Annotated in this window: 11 protein-coding genes; 4 read left to right on the top strand and 7 right to left on the bottom strand. The window is 75.3% G+C overall.

Features of this window, described 5'->3' with window-relative positions; all coding sequences use genetic code 11:
* Positions 1-79: 79 nt before the first annotated feature.
* A complete protein-coding gene (locus tag QNH85_RS00685) occupies positions 80-1,501 on the bottom strand; it encodes a replication-associated recombination protein A (RefSeq protein ID WP_282943884.1) in 1,422 nt (473 codons plus the stop codon).
* Between the two features lie 109 nt (positions 1,502-1,610).
* Between QNH85_RS00685 and QNH85_RS00680 the strand changes: the two genes are divergently transcribed.
* Positions 1,611-3,848 (top strand): MMPL family transporter, encoded by a 2,238-nt coding sequence (locus QNH85_RS00680; protein ID WP_346016278.1) that lies wholly within the window; start codon positions 1,611-1,613, stop codon positions 3,846-3,848.
* Between the two features lie 76 nt (positions 3,849-3,924).
* Here the strand turns inward: QNH85_RS00680 and QNH85_RS00675 are convergent, their stop codons facing one another.
* The 5 genes from QNH85_RS00675 to QNH85_RS00655 all read right to left on the bottom strand — a co-directional run bounded on the left by QNH85_RS00675 (position 3,925) and on the right by QNH85_RS00655 (position 9,923).
* Positions 3,925-4,794 (bottom strand): GNAT family N-acetyltransferase, encoded by an 870-nt coding sequence (locus tag QNH85_RS00675; RefSeq protein WP_282943882.1) that lies wholly within the window; start codon positions 4,792-4,794, stop codon positions 3,925-3,927.
* Complete coding sequence (gene aspS, locus QNH85_RS00670) at positions 4,791-6,611, bottom strand: aspartate--tRNA ligase (RefSeq protein ID WP_282943880.1); 1,821 nt, start codon at positions 6,609-6,611, stop codon at positions 4,791-4,793. Before aspS ends, QNH85_RS00675 begins: the two co-directional genes overlap by 4 nt.
* 81 nt (positions 6,612-6,692) lie before the next feature.
* Positions 6,693-7,760, bottom strand: coding sequence for an Rv2578c family radical SAM protein (locus QNH85_RS00665; RefSeq protein ID WP_282943878.1), 1,068 nt, complete (start codon positions 7,758-7,760; stop codon positions 6,693-6,695).
* Between the two features lie 70 nt (positions 7,761-7,830).
* Complete coding sequence (gene hisS, locus QNH85_RS00660) at positions 7,831-9,213, bottom strand: histidine--tRNA ligase (RefSeq protein WP_282943876.1); 1,383 nt, start codon at positions 9,211-9,213, stop codon at positions 7,831-7,833.
* Positions 9,214-9,218: 5 nt separating this feature from the next.
* Entirely contained in the window at positions 9,219-9,923 is a 705-nt protein-coding gene (locus tag QNH85_RS00655) for an MBL fold metallo-hydrolase (RefSeq protein WP_282943874.1), read from the bottom strand.
* A gap of 159 nt (positions 9,924-10,082) precedes the next feature.
* On the opposite strand from QNH85_RS00655, the gene QNH85_RS00650 reads away from it, so the two are divergent.
* From QNH85_RS00650 to QNH85_RS00640, 3 genes are all read left to right on the top strand, one after another.
* Positions 10,083-10,859 carry a peptidylprolyl isomerase gene (locus QNH85_RS00650; RefSeq protein ID WP_282943873.1) on the top strand — a complete coding sequence of 259 codons (777 nt, stop codon included), beginning with the start codon at positions 10,083-10,085 and terminating at the stop codon, positions 10,857-10,859.
* Positions 10,856-12,586: a DUF349 domain-containing protein gene (locus QNH85_RS00645; protein ID WP_282943871.1), complete on the top strand. Its 1,731-nt coding sequence runs from the start codon at positions 10,856-10,858 to the stop codon at positions 12,584-12,586. Before QNH85_RS00650 ends, QNH85_RS00645 begins: the two co-directional genes overlap by 4 nt.
* Before the next feature lie 72 nt (positions 12,587-12,658).
* Entirely contained in the window at positions 12,659-13,249 is a 591-nt protein-coding gene (locus tag QNH85_RS00640; protein WP_282943870.1) for a hypothetical protein, read from the top strand.
* Between the two features lie 17 nt (positions 13,250-13,266).
* On the opposite strand, the gene QNH85_RS00635 is transcribed toward QNH85_RS00640, so the two are convergent.
* A complete protein-coding gene (locus QNH85_RS00635) occupies positions 13,267-15,591 on the bottom strand; it encodes a RelA/SpoT family protein (RefSeq protein ID WP_282943869.1) in 2,325 nt (774 codons plus the stop codon).
* Positions 15,592-15,602: the final 11 nt, after the last annotated feature.

Raw genomic sequence — 15,602 nt, 5'->3', positions numbered from 1 at the left:
ACGGATGCCCCTGCGGCAGGCGCAGGAGGACACGTGTCGAGGACGACCGGACAACTCTACCGGGCGTCGGTCCGTTCGCCTAACCCACGCCCGGGGGCGGGGCCTGGTCCAGCACGGAGCGGATGCGACCGAGCCGCTCGGTGACCTGGCGCTCGTACCCGCGGTCCGTGGGCGTGTAGTACCGGCTGCCCACGAGCTCGTCCGGGAGGTACTGCTGCGGCGCGATGCCGTGCGGCTCGTCGTGCGCGTACCGGTAGCCGGCCCCGTGGCCGAGCGCCTTGGCCCCCGCGTAGTGCGCGTCCCGCAGGTGCGCGGGGACCGACCCGAGCCGCCCGGCGCGCACGTCGGCGAGGGCGGCGTCGATGCCGAGGTACGCCGCGTTGGACTTCGGGGCGGTCGCGAGGTGCACCACGGCCTCCGCCAGGATGATGCGCGCCTCCGGCATGCCGATGAGCGCCACGGCCTGCGCGGCCGCCACGGCGGTCTGCAGGGCGCTGGGGTCGGCCATGCCGACGTCCTCCGCGGCGGAGATGACGATGCGCCGCGCGATGAACCGCGGGTCCTCCCCCGCCGCGATCATCCGGGCGAGGTAGTGCAGCGCCGCGTCGACGTCCGAGCCGCGCACCGACTTGATGAAGGCGCTGATGACGTCGTAGTGCTGGTCGCCGTCGCGGTCGTACCGCACGGCGGCCACGTCGATCGCGCGCTCGGTCGTGGCGAGGTCCACCTCGGCGGGCTCGTCCAGGTCCGGCGGCTCGGCGTCCGGGTCGGCGAGGCGCTCCGACCGGGCCGACAGCGCCGCGCCGGCGGCCGCCTCCAGGATCGTCAGGGCCTTGCGCGCGTCGCCTCCGGCCAGCCGCAGCAGGTGGTCCTCCGCGTCCTCGGTCAGCCGGACGGCGCCGCCCAGGCCGCGCTCGTCCTCGACCGCCCGCCGCACGAGCGCCCGCACGTCCTCGGTGTCGAGCGGCTTGAGCGTGAGCAGCAGGGAGCGGGACAGCAGCGGCGAGTTGACCGAGAAGCTCGGGTTCTCCGTCGTCGCGGCCACCAGGGTGACCCAGCGGTTCTCGACGCTCGGCAGCAGCGCGTCCTGCTGGGCCTTGGTGAACCGGTGGACCTCGTCGATGAACAGGACCGTCTCGGACCCGTCGGACGCCAGACGGCGCCGGGCGTCCTCGACCACCTGCCGCACGTCCTTCACGCCGGCGGTGACCGCGGAGAGCTCGACGAACCGGCGGCCCGAGGTGGTCGCGACCAGGTACGCGAGCGTCGTCTTGCCCGTGCCCGGCGGGCCCCACAGCACCACGGACGACGGCGCCGCGCGGCGGGTCGACGGATCGCCCGGCTCGACGAGCCGCCGCAGCGGCGAGCCCGGCACCAGCAGGTGCTCCTGCCCGGCGACCTCCGCCAGGCTGCTCGGGCGCATCCGCACCGCGAGCGGCGCCCCGGCCGACGGCGCGGGGGTCCCCTGCGCCGTCGAGGTCACCGCGTCGAACAGATCCATGCACGCGAGCCTACGCACGCCGTCCCACACGCCGCGCCGCCGGGCGTCGTCCCCAGCCCGGCCGGGTCGGTGATGCGCCGCCCCCGGTCGGCCTGCGATGCTGACCCGCGTGTTCGAGAGCCTGGGTCGCGCCGTCGCCCGTCACCCCCGCCGCACGGTCGCTGCCTGGGCCGTCATCACGGTGGCGTGCTTCCTGCTCGCGCTCGTCGGCGTCGGCGGGCAGAACCTCTTCGACCGCCTGACGACCGGCGAGCAGCTGGTCCCCGGCTCCGACAGCGCCCGCGCCAGCGAGCTGCTGGCCGAGACGAGCACGTCGGGCGCGTCGCTCAGCCTGGTCGTCCAGGGCGTCGACCCCGCGACGCCGGGGCTGGCCGAGGCGCTCGCCCCGGCGCGCGAGGACGTCGCGTCCGTCGACGGCGTCGCCTCGGTGATCGACCCGTTCGTGCTGCCCGAGGGCCCCGCGAACCCCGCCGCGGCCCCGCTGCTGGCCCAGGACGGCGACGGCTTCCTCATGGTCGCCGAGCTCGACCCCGAGCTGTCCGCCGGCGCGGAGGAGGACGCGCTGCTCGAGGTCGAGCGGCACCTCGAGGCGGTACCCGGGGCTCTGTCGGACGTCGCCCCCGACGCGACCGGCCTGGTCGGCGGGACGTCCCTCATCGTCTCGGCCATCACCGACCAGGTGGAGCAGGACCTCACCACGGGCGAGGCCGTCGCGCTGCCGGTGGCGCTGCTCATCATGGTGCTGGTCTTCGGCGGCTTCCTCGCCGCGGCCATGCCCCTGGTCGGGGCGGTCGCGTCGATCGCCGGCGGCCTCGGCTCGCTGCTCGCGCTGTCGTACCTGATGGACGACCTCGAGTCCTCCGTCGTCAACGTCGTCACGGTGCTGGGGCTGGGCCTGTCCATCGACTACGGGCTGCTGATCGTCTCGCGGTTCCGCGAGGAGCTCGGCCGCACGCTCGGGGACGACGGCGGGCGGTCGGCCCGTCGGCGCCGGGGCGACGGCGCGGTCACCACGGCGCTGGTGGCCACGATGGCCACCGCGGGCCGCACCGTGGCGTTCTCCGCGCTCACCGTCGGCGTCTCGATCGCCGGCCTGCTGGTGTTCCGCCAGGACATCCTGCGGGCGTTCGGGGCCGGGTCCGTGGCCGTGATCGTGTTCGCCGTCGCGACGGCCCTGACGCTCGTACCGGCCCTCCTCGTGTGGACGGGCCGCCGGCTGGCGGGCCCGAGCGTGCTGTCGCGCGTGCCGGGGCTGCGGAGGGTCCTGGCCCGCACGGCCGACGTGCAGGCCGAGGAGGGCGCCTTCTCCCGGCTGGCGGCCCGGGTGCAGCGCCGGCCGTGGTGGGTGATGGGCGGGTCGCTCGCGGTGCTGCTCGTGCTCGCGACGCCGCTCCTGCACCTGGAGCTGCGCAACTCCACGACCGAGCTGCTGCCGCTGTCCAGCCCCCAGCGCGAGTTCGTCGCGCTGCTCGCCGACCAGTACCCCGCCTCGACGAGCCCGTCCGTCCAGGTCGTCGCCGAGACCGGCGTCGCGGACGCCGAGGCGGTGCTCCCGCAGATCGAGGCCCTCGACGGCGTCGCGTCCGTGGACGCCCCCACGGCGCGCGGCTCGGTCGTCGTCATCGGCGTGCGCCCGGACGGCGCCGACGCGGGCGGGCAGACCGCCCAGGACGTCGTGCACGGGCTCCGGGACCTCGACCTGCCGTTCGACGCGTACGTCGGGGGTCAGGCGGCCAACCAGATCGACTTCACCGACGCGCTGGTCGACCGGGCGCCGTGGGCGCTCGGCATCGTCGCCGTCGCGACCCTCGCGCTGCTGTTCCTCATGACGGGGTCCGTGCTGGTGCCGATCAAGGCGCTGCTGACCAACCTCGTGTCCCTCTGCGCGTCGCTCGGCGTGCTGGTCTGGGTGTTCCAGGACGGCCACCTGTCCGGGTTGCTCGGCTTCGAGTCGACCGGCGGCATCGAGACCTACGTCGTGGCGCTCGTGATCGCCTTCGCCTTCGGGCTCGCGATGGACTACGAGGTGTTCCTGCTGTCGCGCATCAAGGAGCTGCACGACGCCGGGGTGCCCAACGACGACGCCGTGCGGCTCGGGCTGCAGCGGTCCGGCCGGGTGATCACCTCGGCGGCGGCGATCATCATCGCGGTGTTCGCCGGGTTCGTGGCCGGCGAGCTGCTGGTGATCAAGGAGGTCGGCTTCTCGCTCGCGGTCGCCGTCCTCATCGACGCGACGCTGGTCCGGCTGCTGCTGGTGCCCGCCACCATGACGATCCTCGGCGAGGCGAACTGGTGGGCGCCCGCGCCGCTGCGGCGGGTCTACGACCGCCTGGCGATCACGCACTGACGCGGCGGCCGGGGCTGCAGGGATCCGACCCCGGCGGCACCGCCCGCGGGCCCTGCCGGACGGCGCGCCCGTCCCGTCAAGGGCGCCGCAGGGTCGTCAGCCGGTGCAGCGTCCGAAGCCCGAGGCGCTCGTAGATCCGGCGCGCGCCGTCGTTGTCGTCCCACATGCCCAGCGACACCCAGTCGGCGCCGTCCGCGAGCAGCGCCCGCACGGCCGCGGCGGTGAGCGCGGCGCCGAGCCCCCGGCCCCGCTCCCCCGGCCGCACGCCGAGCCCGTGGAGGTGTGCGGCGCGCCGGGTGTCCGTGCGCCCGGTGCGCGGGCTCGCCCCGATCACGCCGGTCAACCGGACCCGGCCGCGCGAGGAGCCGGGGCCCGGGTCGGCCGCGTCGGCCGCGCTGGGGTCGGCGCAGCCCCACCACCGCTCGCCCGGCACGGACGGGTCGGCGTCGGTCGTGGGGTTCGCCTCCGCGAGGCACGCCCGGATCGCCTCCGCGTCGCGCACGGGGTCGAGCTCGGTCACCCACGCCTCTCCGGCGAGCGCCGGCGGCGCGGACGTCGTGACCATCCACTCCCAGCCCGTGCGCGCCGGTACCAGCCCGAGCCGCTGCACCTCCGCGGGGCGCAGCAGGCCGAGCGCCTCGGTGCTCACCCACGCGTACCGGTGCGAGGCGTCGCCGTGCTCCCGCAGGAGGGCGGCCGCCGGCTCCGCGGGACCGAGCGCCGCCAGCATCGTGCGGCCGGGCGTGCCCGACGCAGCCCGGCCGCCCGGCGCGCGCGCCGTGCCCGCGGCCCGCTGGATCAGCAGCAGGGCGTCGCCGGAGACCCGCACCTGCTCGGGGCGCCACCACCGGCGCTGCTCGAGCAGGAACGGGTCGTCCGACCACGCCGCCGGCAGCGCCGGCTCGCGGTGCGACGACGAGGTCGCCGGGTCGACGACCCCCGTCACGCCGGGGTGGTCGCCGCCGGGGCCTCGTGCTGCACGGCACCGTCCGGCGCCGCCGCCGCGGGGGCCTTCGGCTTGGCGTCCACGCCGGCCTCGCGGCGCTGCTGCGCCGTGATGGGGGCCGGTGCGCCGGTCAGCGGGTCGTAGCCGCCGCCGGACTTCGGGAACGCGATGACGTCGCGGATCGACTCGGAGCCGGTCAGCAGCGCCACGACGCGGTCCCAGCCGAACGCGATGCCGCCGTGCGGCGGGGCGCCGAACTGGAACGCGTCGAGCAGCCAGCCGAACTTCTCGCGGGCCTCCTGCTCGTCGATGCCCATGACGGCGAACACGCGCTCCTGCACGTCCCGACGGTGGATACGGATCGACCCGCCGCCGATCTCGTTGCCGTTGCAGACGATGTCGTACGCGTACGCGAGGGCCTCGCCCGGGTTCTCCTCGAACCGGTCGATCCACTCGGGCGTGGGGGACGTGAACGCGTGGTGCACGGCGGTCCAGGCGCCCTCGCCGACGGCGACGTCGTCGTCCTCGCCCGTGGGCTTGAACAGCGGGGCGTCGACCACCCACACGAACGCCCACTCGGACTCGTCGATCAGCCCGCCCCGGCGGCCGATCTCGAGCCGGGCCGCGCCCAGCAGCGAGCGGGCCTCCGAGGGCTTGCCGGCGGCGAAGAAGACGGCGTCGCCCGGCTGCGCGCCGACGGCCGCGACGAGGCCGTCGCGCTCCGCCTCGGAGATGTTCTTGGCCACGGGGCCCCCGAGCGTGCCGTCCTCGGCGACCGTCACGTACGCCAGGCCCTTGGCGCCGCGCTGCTTCGCCCACTCCTGCCACGCGTCGAACCCGCGCCGCGGCGTGGCCGCGCCCCCGGGCTGCACGACGGCCCCGACGTAGGGCGCCTGGAACACGCGGAACGGGGTGTCCGAGAAGAACCCGGTGAGCTCGACCAGCTCGAGACCGAACCGCAGGTCCGGCTTGTCCGTCCCGAACCGGGCCATCGCCTCGGCGTAGGTCATGCGCGGGACGGGCGTCGGCACGGTGTAGCCGATGAGGTCCCACAGCGCGACGAGGATCTGCTCGCCGAGCGCGATGACGTCCTCCTGGTCCACGAAGGACATCTCGACGTCGAGCTGCGTGAACTCGGGCTGCCGGTCGGCGCGGAAGTCCTCGTCGCGGTAGCAGCGGGCGAGCTGGTAGTAGCGCTCCAGGCCGCCGACCATGAGCAGCTGCTTGAACAGCTGCGGCGACTGCGGCAGCGCGTACCAGGAGCCGGGCGCGAGCCGGGCCGGCACGAGGAAGTCGCGCGCGCCCTCGGGCGTCGAGTGCGTCAGGGTCGGGGTCTCGACCTCGACGAAGTCCTGGGCGTCGAGCACCCGCCGCGCGGCCTGGCTGGCCTTCGAGCGCAGCCGCATGGCGTGCGCGGGGGCGGGCCGGCGCAGGTCGAGGTACCGGTAACGGAGCCGGGCCTCCTCGCCCACGGGCTCGTCGAGCGACGACGACACCTGGAACGGCAGCGGCGCGGACTCGTTGAGCACGACGACCTGCTCGGCGACGAGCTCGACCTCGCCCGTGGCCAGGTGCGCGTTCTCGTTGCCCTCCGGCCGGCGGCCGACCTGACCGGTCACCTGGAGCACGTACTCGGCGCGCAGGCCGTGCGCCACGGCCTCGTCCCGGATGACGACCTGGGCGATCCCCGAGGCGTCCCGCAGGTCGACGAACGCCACCCCACCGTGATCGCGCCGGCGATCCACCCACCCGGTCAGGGTGACGGTGGTGCCGATGTGCTCGGCCCGCAGCGAGCCGGCGGTGTGGGTGCGCAGCACGAGGAGTCCTCTCAGGTGGTGGGGCGCTGCTCGGAGCAGCCCGCCGAGTCTACTGCCGACCACCCCGCCGCCGGCGCCCGCTCAGAACAGCGCCGGCTGCACCACCCCGGGCAGCGCACCGGCGGGCGTCTCGCGCTCGGCCGCCGGCCGCACGCGCCAGGGCGAGGCGGACACGGGCGCGCTCTCGACCGGCGCGGCGCCCGGACCGTGCAGCCCGTACCGGCGGCGCAGCGGCCGCAGCCGGTCCTTCAGCCAGCGGTGGTACTCCTCCGGGACGTAGGCGCCGTTGCCGTACAACCGCCGGTACTTCGCCACGAGCTCCGGGCGGTGCTCCGCGAGCCACGCGAGCATGAGCGGCCGCACGGGCCCGCGCAGGTGCAGCGGGATGACGGTGACCCACGACGCGCCGGCCTTCGCGAGGTCGCGCAGCAGCCCGTCGAGGTGCGCCGTCGAGTCCGTCAGCCAGGGCATCACCGGGGCGACCAGGACGCCGCACTCCAGCCCCGCGTCGCGCACCGCCCGGACCAGCGCGAGCCGCGCCCGCGGGGTCGGGGTCCCCGGCTCCATCGCCTGCTGCAGCTCCTCGTCACCGATGGCCAGCGACACCGCGACGCTCACCCCGACCTCGGTGGCGGCCTGGGTGAGCAGCGGGATGTCACGGCGCAGCAGCGTGCCCTTGGTCAGCAGCGACAGCGGCGTCCCCGAGTGCGCCAGGGCGCCGATGATCCCGGGCATGAGGGCGTACCGGCCCTCGGCGCGCTGGTACGGGTCGGTGTTGGTGCCCAGCGCGACGTGCTCGTGGCCCCAGGACGGCCGGCGCAGCTCGGCCGTCAGCACGTCGACGACGTTCGTCTTCACCACGATCTGCGTCTGGAAGTCCTCGCCGGGGCCGAGCCCGAGGTACTCGTGGGTCGGGCGGGCGAAGCAGTACGTGCACGCGTGCAGGCACCCGCGCATCGGGTTCACCGTCCACCGGAACGGCATCGCGGACGCCTCGGGCACCTTGTTCAGCGCCGACTTCGCGTGCACCTCGTGGAACGTGACCCCCGCGAACTCGGGCGTCCGCACGGACCTCTGGTGCCCGGCGAGCGCGAGCCCGGGCAGCGCCTCGGCGGCCCCGACCGCGACCTTCTGCCCGTCCCACCGCATGCACCGATTCGAACACGTGTTCGACCCGGTGGCAACCGGCCTGGTCAGCGGGCCTGGCCGGCGCGCCCGGTCAGCCCTCCGCGGGGACCACGCGCGGCCAGAGGTCCTCGGCCGGCGGCGCCCACGCGGCGGCGTCGGCGTCGACCTGGTCGCCCGAGCGGATGTCCTTCACCTGGTCCGCCGCGCCGTCCTCGGTGGCCGGGAACCAGACGAACGGGATGCCCCGCCGGTCCGCGTGCCGGATCTGCTTGCCGAACTTCGCCGCGGTCGGCGCGACCTCCACGGGGACGCCGCGGGCCCGCAGCGCCGTGGCCACCGCGTCGGACGCGGTCCGGCTCTCCTCGGAGGTGACCGCCACGAGCACCGCGGCGGGCACCGGACGGGTCGCCCGGACCAGACCGGCGGACAGCAGCCGCGACACGAGCCGGGACACCCCGATGGACAGACCGACGCCCGGGTAGGTCTGGGCGCCGTCGGAGGCGAGGGTGTCGTAGCGGCCGCCCGAGCAGATCGAGCCGAGCTGCTCGTGGCCGACGAGCACCGTCTCGTACACCGAGCCCGTGTAGTAGTCGAGGCCGCGGGCGATCTTGAGGTCGGCGACGACGACGCCGGGGGCGCGCACCGCCGCGGCCTCGACGAGCTGCCGCAGCTCGGCCAGGCCCTGGTCCATCAGCTCCGACTCGACGCCGTGCCGGGCGGCGAGCTCCCGGACGCGGTCGACCACGCCCGCGTCGCCGCCGGAGATCCCCGCGAGGTCGAGGCAGGCGCGGGCCTGCTCCGGCGTCGCGCCGGCCTCCGCCACCAGCAGGTCGGCCACCCGGTCCGGGCCGATCTTGTCCAGCTTGTCGATGCCGCGCAGCACCGCGTCGACGTCGGTGAGCCCGAGCCCGCGGTAGAAGCCCTCCGCGACGCGGCGGTTGTTCACCAGGATCCGCACCGGCGGGACGCCGATCTCCCGCAGCGCGCCGAGCGCCTCGGCCATCACCAGCGGCAGGTCGACCTCGTAGTGGTACGGCAGGTCGCCGGAGCCGACGACGTCGATGTCGGCCTGCACGAACTCCCGGAACCGGCCGTCCTGGGGCCGCTCGCCCCGCCAGACCTTCTGGATCTGGTAGCGCTGGAACGGGAACGCGAGGTGCCCGGCGTTCTCCAGCACGTACCGCGCGAACGGCACGGTGAGGTCGAAGTGCAGGCCGAGCTGACCGGAGCGGTCGGCCTCGGGGGCAGACCCGGTGTCGTCCTTCTCCTCCTGCAGGCGACGCAGGACGTACACCTCCTTGGAGGTCTCCCCCTTGCGGAGCAGCTGGTCCAGCGGCTCGACCGCGCGGGTCTCGATGCCGGCGAAGCCGTGGAGCTCGAAGGTGCGCCGCAGCGTGTCGAGGACGTGCTGCTCGACCACGCGGCCGTCGGGGAGCCACTCGGGGAAACCGGACAGAGGAGTCGGACGTGCCATGCGCGTCATCCTGCCAGGTACGGGTTGGTGGCCAGCTCCGCGTCCACGCGGCTGGCAGGCCCGTGGCCGGGCAGCACGTGCGTCCCCGGGGGCAGCGCGGCGACCACCTCGCGCAGCGTCGCGGCCATCGCGGACGGGTCGCCACCGGGCAGGTCGGTGCGGCCGACGGTGCCGGCGAAGAGCACGTCGCCCGTGAACGCCACCTGCTCGTCCCCGGCGTCGAGCAGGTACAGCGTGGAGCCCTCCGTGTGCCCCGGGGCGTGCCGGGCGAGCAGCCGCACCCCGCCGAGCACCAGCTCGACGTCCGGGGTCCGCGCGTCGTCGCCCGCCCCGAACGGCTCGACCTCGCCCGCGTCGAACGCGTCGGGGTCGAGGCCCGCGTCCCGCACCGCCGCGCGCAGCCCGGACGACACGCCCCCGGGTCCCGCGCCGAGCGTCCCGAGCGGGTCCGCCAGCCGGTAGGCGTCCCGCGCGTGCACCCGCACGGGGACCCCTGCCGCGCCCGCGACCCGGCCCGCGTCCCAGACGTGGTCGGCGTGCCCGTGGGTCGCCAGCACGCCGGCGAGGCGCAGCCCGTGGCCGGTCACGGTGCGGGTCACCGCGTCCGCGACACCCCCGCCCGGGTCGATCACCACGCACGTGCCGTCGTCGGCGGCGACCACGTAGCAGGTGGCCGCGAACACGGGGGCGGTCAGGCCGAAGATGCGCACGGCGCCACGCTAGCCGCGCCGGGGAACCGCGGACCCCGGCGTGCGTGAGCGCCCAGGGCATCGTGGCTGCCTAGACTGTCGGGCGGGCACGGGAGCCTGGCGCTCCCGCGACCCCACGCGGGGGCCGGTCCCCGCCGACGACGAGACCGAGGAGTGTGCGTGCCGTCCAGCAAGCGCGAGCGCGAGTACGAGCGCCGCCGGTACGAGAAGTGGCAGGAGCGCCTGAACGCCAAGCGCGCGCGCCGTCGCCGCCAGCAGATCATCGCCGGCGGGGTCGTCGGCGTGCTGGTGCTGGGCGTCGGCGTCACGGCCGCGCTGCTGCTCACCGGTGACGACGAGCCCGCCGCGGACGCCGCGCCGACGCCGAGCACCGCGGCGACCACCCCGGCCGCCCGCACGGGCAACGGCGGCGTCCTGCCCGACGCCGCGCTCGCCGAAGGCCGCACCTGGACCGGCACCATCACCACCAGCCAGGGCGACATCGGCGTCGAGCTGGACGGAGCCGCGGCGCCGCAGGCGGTCGCGAACTTCGTCACCCTCGCGCAGGAGGGGTACTTCGACGACACCGGCTGCCACCGGCTCGTCACCTCCGGCATCTACGTGCTGCAGTGCGGTGACCCCACGGGCACCGGCACCGGCAGCCCGGGGTACTCGTTCGGCCCCGTGGAGAACGCGCCGGCCGACGACGTCTACCCCGCCGGCACCATCGCCATGGCCCGGCAGGGCGGGAACGCCGAGTCGATGGGGAGCCAGTTCTTCCTCGTCTACGAGGACTCGACCATCCCGTCGGACGAAGCCGGCGGCTACACCGTGTTCGGCCGCATCACGTCGGGCCTCGACGTGGTGCAGGCAGTCGCTGACGCGGGTGTGACCGGAGGTGCCTCCGACGGCACCCCCGCCACCCCCGTCACCATCGAGGGAGTGGAGACCCAGTGACCGAGACGCCCGACGAGCAGCAGCGCTCGCACGACAGCGACGAGGCCACCGTCGCCGCGCCGACGCCCACCACGGCGCCCGCGGACGAGGTCGCCACGGACCCGGTCCCCACCGAGACGACCGGCACGGACGAGGCAGCGGCGGAGGCCGCTCCGGAGACCGCACCCGCCCAGGAGGCCGTGGCCGAGGCCGCGTCCGTCGACGAGGCACCCTCCGTCGCCGAGGGCGAGTCCGACGACGCGGCCGCACCCGTGGAGGTGCCCGCGTCGGCCGAGGAGGCCGGGTCCGTCGACGCGACCGCCTCCGACGACCCCGCCGCGTCCGTCGAGGAGCCCGTGGCCGAGGAGCAGCCCGCCCAGGAGCCGGCGTCCGAGGACGCCGCGCCCGCGCCGGAGACCGCCCCGGAGCAGGACGCCGCGCCGGCCGGACCGGTCGCCCCGGTGGTCCCGGTCCCGGACGACTCCGCGGAGGCCGCGGCCGCTACGGCGTTCGGCCGCGTGGACGAGGACGGCACCGTGTACGTCCGCGAGGCCGCGGGCGAGCGCGCGGTCGGTCAGTTCCCGGGCGCGACCGCGGACGAGGCGCTGGCGCTGTACGTGCGCCGGTTCCTGGACCTCCAGGCGAAGGTCGCCCTGTTCGAGGCACGCCTGACCGCCGCGGACCTGGCGGTCAAGGAGATCGACCAGACGCTGGCCCGGCTCGCCGAGGAGACGGCGGAGCCCGCCGCCGTCGGCGACCTGGACGGGCTCCGCGCCCGGCTCGAGGGCCTGCGCGCCGTCGCCGCCGAGCGCCGCGCCGTGGTCGAGGCGGAGCGCGCCAGTGCCCGCCAGGCGGCCCTCGCGTCCCGCACGCGGATCGTGGAGCGCGCCGAGAAGATCGCCGGCACGGACCCCTCCCGCATGCAGTGGCGGCCCGCCGGCGAGCAGCTCCGCGCGCTGCTGGACGAGTGGAAGGACGCGCAGCGCTCCGGCCCGCGCATCGACCGCGCGTCCGAGGAGTCGCTCTGGAAGCGGTTCAGCCACGCCCGGACCACGTTCGACCGGGAGCGGCGGCACTACTTCGCCGAGCTCGAGTCCCGCAACGCCGGCGCGAAGGCCGCCAAGGAGGAGATCGTCCGCGAGGCCGAGCGCCTGCAGACGAGCACCGACTGGGGCGCCACGGCCGGCGCGTACCGCGACCTCATGGCGCGCTGGAAGTCGGCGGGCCGCGCGAGCCGCTCGGACGACGACGCCCTGTGGGCCCGGTTCCGCGCCGCGCAGGACGCCTTCTTCCACGCCCGTGACGAGCTGAACGCCGCCACCGACCGGGAGTACCAGGGCAACCTGGAGGTCAAGGAGGCGCTGCTCGCCGAGGCGGAGGCCATCGACCCGTCGCGCGGCCTGGGCCAGGCGAAGGCCGCCCTGCGGTCCATCCAGGACCGGTGGGAGGCCGCCGGCAAGGTCCCGCGCGCGGACATCCAGCGGGTCGAGGGCCGGCTCCGCGCGGTCGAGGCGAAGGTCCGCGACGCCGACCAGGCCGAGTGGCGCCGCACCAACCCGGAGACGCGCGCCCGCGCCGAGGGGGCGGCCGCCCAGCTGGAGAGCGCGATCGCGCAGCTCCAGGCGGACCTGGACAAGGCGCAGGCCAGCGGCGACAGCCGCCGGGTCGCGGAGGCCCAGGCCGCGCTGGACGCCCGCCGCGCCTGGCTGGAGCAGGTGCAGCGCGCCGCGCAGGACTCGCGCGGCTGAGACCCCGCTCGTCGTCCACAGGATGCCGGTCGACCCTCGCCACGGCGCGGGGCGACCGGCATCCTGCATGAGGTGAGCAGCCACCCCTCCCCTCACGACGGCCCCGCGCGCCGCGGCCCCGCCTCGGTCCTGGTGCGGCGCGCCGACCTCGGCGACGTCGCGTGGCAGGTGCTGCTGCGCGACGGCCACCTGGTCGCCCTGCGGGACGACGTCGCACTCCCCCGGCGCGTCGCCGCGACCCCGCTGCTGCGCGCCGCCGCGCTGGCTCCGCTCGTCCCCGCCCGGTGCGCCGTGGGGCGGACGGCCGCGGCGTGGGTGCACCTCGGGGGGCCGGCCCCGGCCCGCGTCCACGTCGTCGCCACCCGCCGCGACCGGGTCCCGGCCCCGCACCCGGAGCGCACGACGTCGGCCGCCGACCTCACCGCCCGCGACGTCGTCGTGCTGGCCGGCGTGCGCGTCACGACGCCGCGGCGGACCGCACGCGACCTCCTGACCGACGAGCCGCCCGGCGTGGCGCTGCCGCTGCTGGCGCGGCTCCGGGACGCCGGGCTGGACCTGGCCGCGGTCCGGTCGGACGTCGCGGCGGCGGCGGGCCGGCGCGGGGTGCGTCAGGCCGCCCGCGCGCTCCAGGACCTCCGCCCGCTCCGGGGCGTCCGCCCGTGACGGGCGGGCCCCCGGGGTCAGGCGTCGACGACCGGCTGCTCTGCGGCCTTCGCCCCGGTGATGCGGTAGACGTCGAACACGCCCTCGACCTTCCGCACCGCCGACAGCACCGACGCCAGGTGGGACGGTTCCGCCATCTCGAACACGAAGCGCGACATCGCGACCCGGTCGCGGGACGTCGACACCGACGCGGACAGGATGTTGACGTGGTGGTCCGACAGCACGCGCGTGACGTCGGAGAGCAGCCGGCTCCGGTCGAGCGCCTCGACCTGGATCTGCACCAGGAACAGCGCGGTGCTCCCCTGGCTCCACTCGACGTCGACCATCCGCTCCGGCTGCTCGCGCAGGGAGCCGACGTTGATGCAGTCCGACCGGTGCACGCTGACGCCCTGGCCCCGGGTCACGAAGCCGACGATGTCGTCGCCCGGGACCGGGGTGCAGCACTTGGCGAGCTTCACCCAGATGTCGTCGACGCCCTTGACCACGACGCCCGGGTCGCCGGTGCGCACCCGCCGCGCGGTCTGGCCGGGGCGCGCGACCTCGGCGATGTCCTCCTCGGCGCCGGGCTCCCCGCCCATGGCGTGCACGAGGCGCTGCACGACGGTCGCCGCGGAGACCTGCCCCTCGCCGATCGCCGCGTAGAGGGCCGACACGTCGGCGTACCGCATCTCGTTCGCGAGGGCGACGAGGGACTCGTGCGAGAGCAGCCGCTGGATCGGCAGGTTCTGCTTGCGCATCGCCTTGGCGATGGCGTCCTTGCCGTGCTCGATCGCCTCCTCGCGCCGCTCCTTGGTGAACCACTGGCGGATCTTGTTGCGCGCGCGGGGGCTCGTGACGAAGCCCAGCCAGTCGCGGGACGGGCCGGCCGTCTCGGACTTCGACGTGAACACCTCGACGACGTCGCCGTTCTCCAGCGTCGAGTCCAGCGGGACCAGGCGGCCGTTCACCCGGGCGCCCATCGTGCGGTGCCCGACCTCGGTGTGCACGGCGTAGGCGAAGTCGACGGGTGTCGCCCCCGCGGGCAGCGCCATCACGTCGCCCTTCGGAGTGAAGACGTAGACCTCGCCGTCGGCGATCTCGAACCGCAGGGAGTCCAGGAACTCCGAGGGGTCGGCCGTCTCCTTCTGCCAGTCCACCAGCTGGCGGAGCCACGCCATGTCGTTGCCGTCGGCGTCCGTGCCGGCGTTCTTGGCGTTCTCCTTGTACTTCCAGTGCGCCGCGACGCCGTACTCCGCGCGCCGGTGCATGTCGTGCGTGCGGATCTGGATCTCGACGGGCTTGCCGCCGGGCCCGATCACCGTCGTGTGCAGCGACTGGTAGAGGTTGAACTTGGGCATCGCGATGTAGTCCTTGAACCGGCCGGGCACCGGGTTCCACCGCGCGTGCAGCGCACCGAGCGCCGCGTAGCAGTCGCGCACCGTGTCGACCAGGACGCGCACGCCGACCAGGTCGTAGATGTCGGCGAAGTCGCGGCCCCGCACGATCATCTTCTGGTAGATCGAGTAGTAGTGCTTCGGCCGCCCCGTCACGGTCGCCTTGATCTTCGACTGCCGCAGGTCGGCGCCGACCTGCTCGCGGACGATCGCCAGGTACTCCTCGCGGGTGGGGGCGCGCTCGGCGACGAGGTGCACGATCTCGTCGTAGACCTTCGGGTACAGCGTCGAGAACGACAGGTCCTCGAGCTCCCACTTGATGGTGTTCATGCCGAGGCGGTGCGCGAGCGGCGCGTAGATCTCGAGCGTCTCGCGGGCCTTCTTCTCCGCCGACGCCGCGGGGACGAACTTCCAGGTGCGCGCGTTGTGCAGGCGGTCGGCGAGCTTGATGACGAGCACGCGGATGTCGCGCGACATCGCGACCACCATCTTGCGGACCGTCTCGGCCTGCGCGGCGTCGCCGTACGTCACCTTGTCCAGCTTGGTGACGCCGTCGACCAGCATCGCGATCTCGGGGCCGTACTCGGAGCGCAGCTGCTCCAGCGAGTACGAGGTGTCCTCGACCGTGTCGTGCAGCAGCGCGGCGGCGAGCGTCGGGGGCGTCATGCCCATCTCGGCCAGGATGGTCGCGACCGCCACCGGGTGCGTGATGTACGGGTCGCCGCTCTTGCGGAGCTGCCCGCGGTGCGCCTGCTCGGCGGTGACGTAGGCCCGCTCGATCAGGCTGAGGTCGGCCTTGGGGTGGTTGGTCCGGACGGCCTGCAGCAGCGGCTCGATCACGGGCGACTGCCCCGGCCCTCGGCCCTGGCCGAACCTGGCCAGGCGGGAGCGCACGCGGCTGGTGCTGCCCGTGGTGGGGGGCACCTCCGGCCGCGCGTCGGGGGCCGACGTCCTGACCTGGTCCGCCATGCGCGCCTCCT

The sequence above is a fragment of the Cellulomonas endometrii genome (genome assembly GCF_949769265.1).
Taxonomy (GTDB): domain Bacteria; phylum Actinomycetota; class Actinomycetes; order Actinomycetales; family Cellulomonadaceae; genus Cellulomonas; species Cellulomonas endometrii.
The sequence above is the reverse complement of the archived record's forward strand: the minus strand, read 5'-3'. Positions and strand labels throughout refer to the sequence as shown.

Excerpts from the sequence above, each read along its gene's own strand:
- QNH85_RS00685 (WP_282943884.1), bottom strand. The coding sequence starts at position 1,501 with ATGGATCTGTTCGACGCGGTGACCTCGACGGCGCAGGGGACCCCCGCG.
- QNH85_RS00665 (WP_282943878.1), bottom strand. The coding sequence starts at position 7,760 with ATGCGGTGGGACGGGCAGAAGGTCGCGGTCGGGGCCGCCGAGGCGCTG.
- hisS (WP_282943876.1), bottom strand. The coding sequence starts at position 9,213 with ATGGCACGTCCGACTCCTCTGTCCGGTTTCCCCGAGTGGCTCCCCGAC.
- QNH85_RS00635 (WP_282943869.1), bottom strand. The coding sequence starts at position 15,591 with ATGGCGGACCAGGTCAGGACGTCGGCCCCCGACGCGCGGCCGGAGGTG.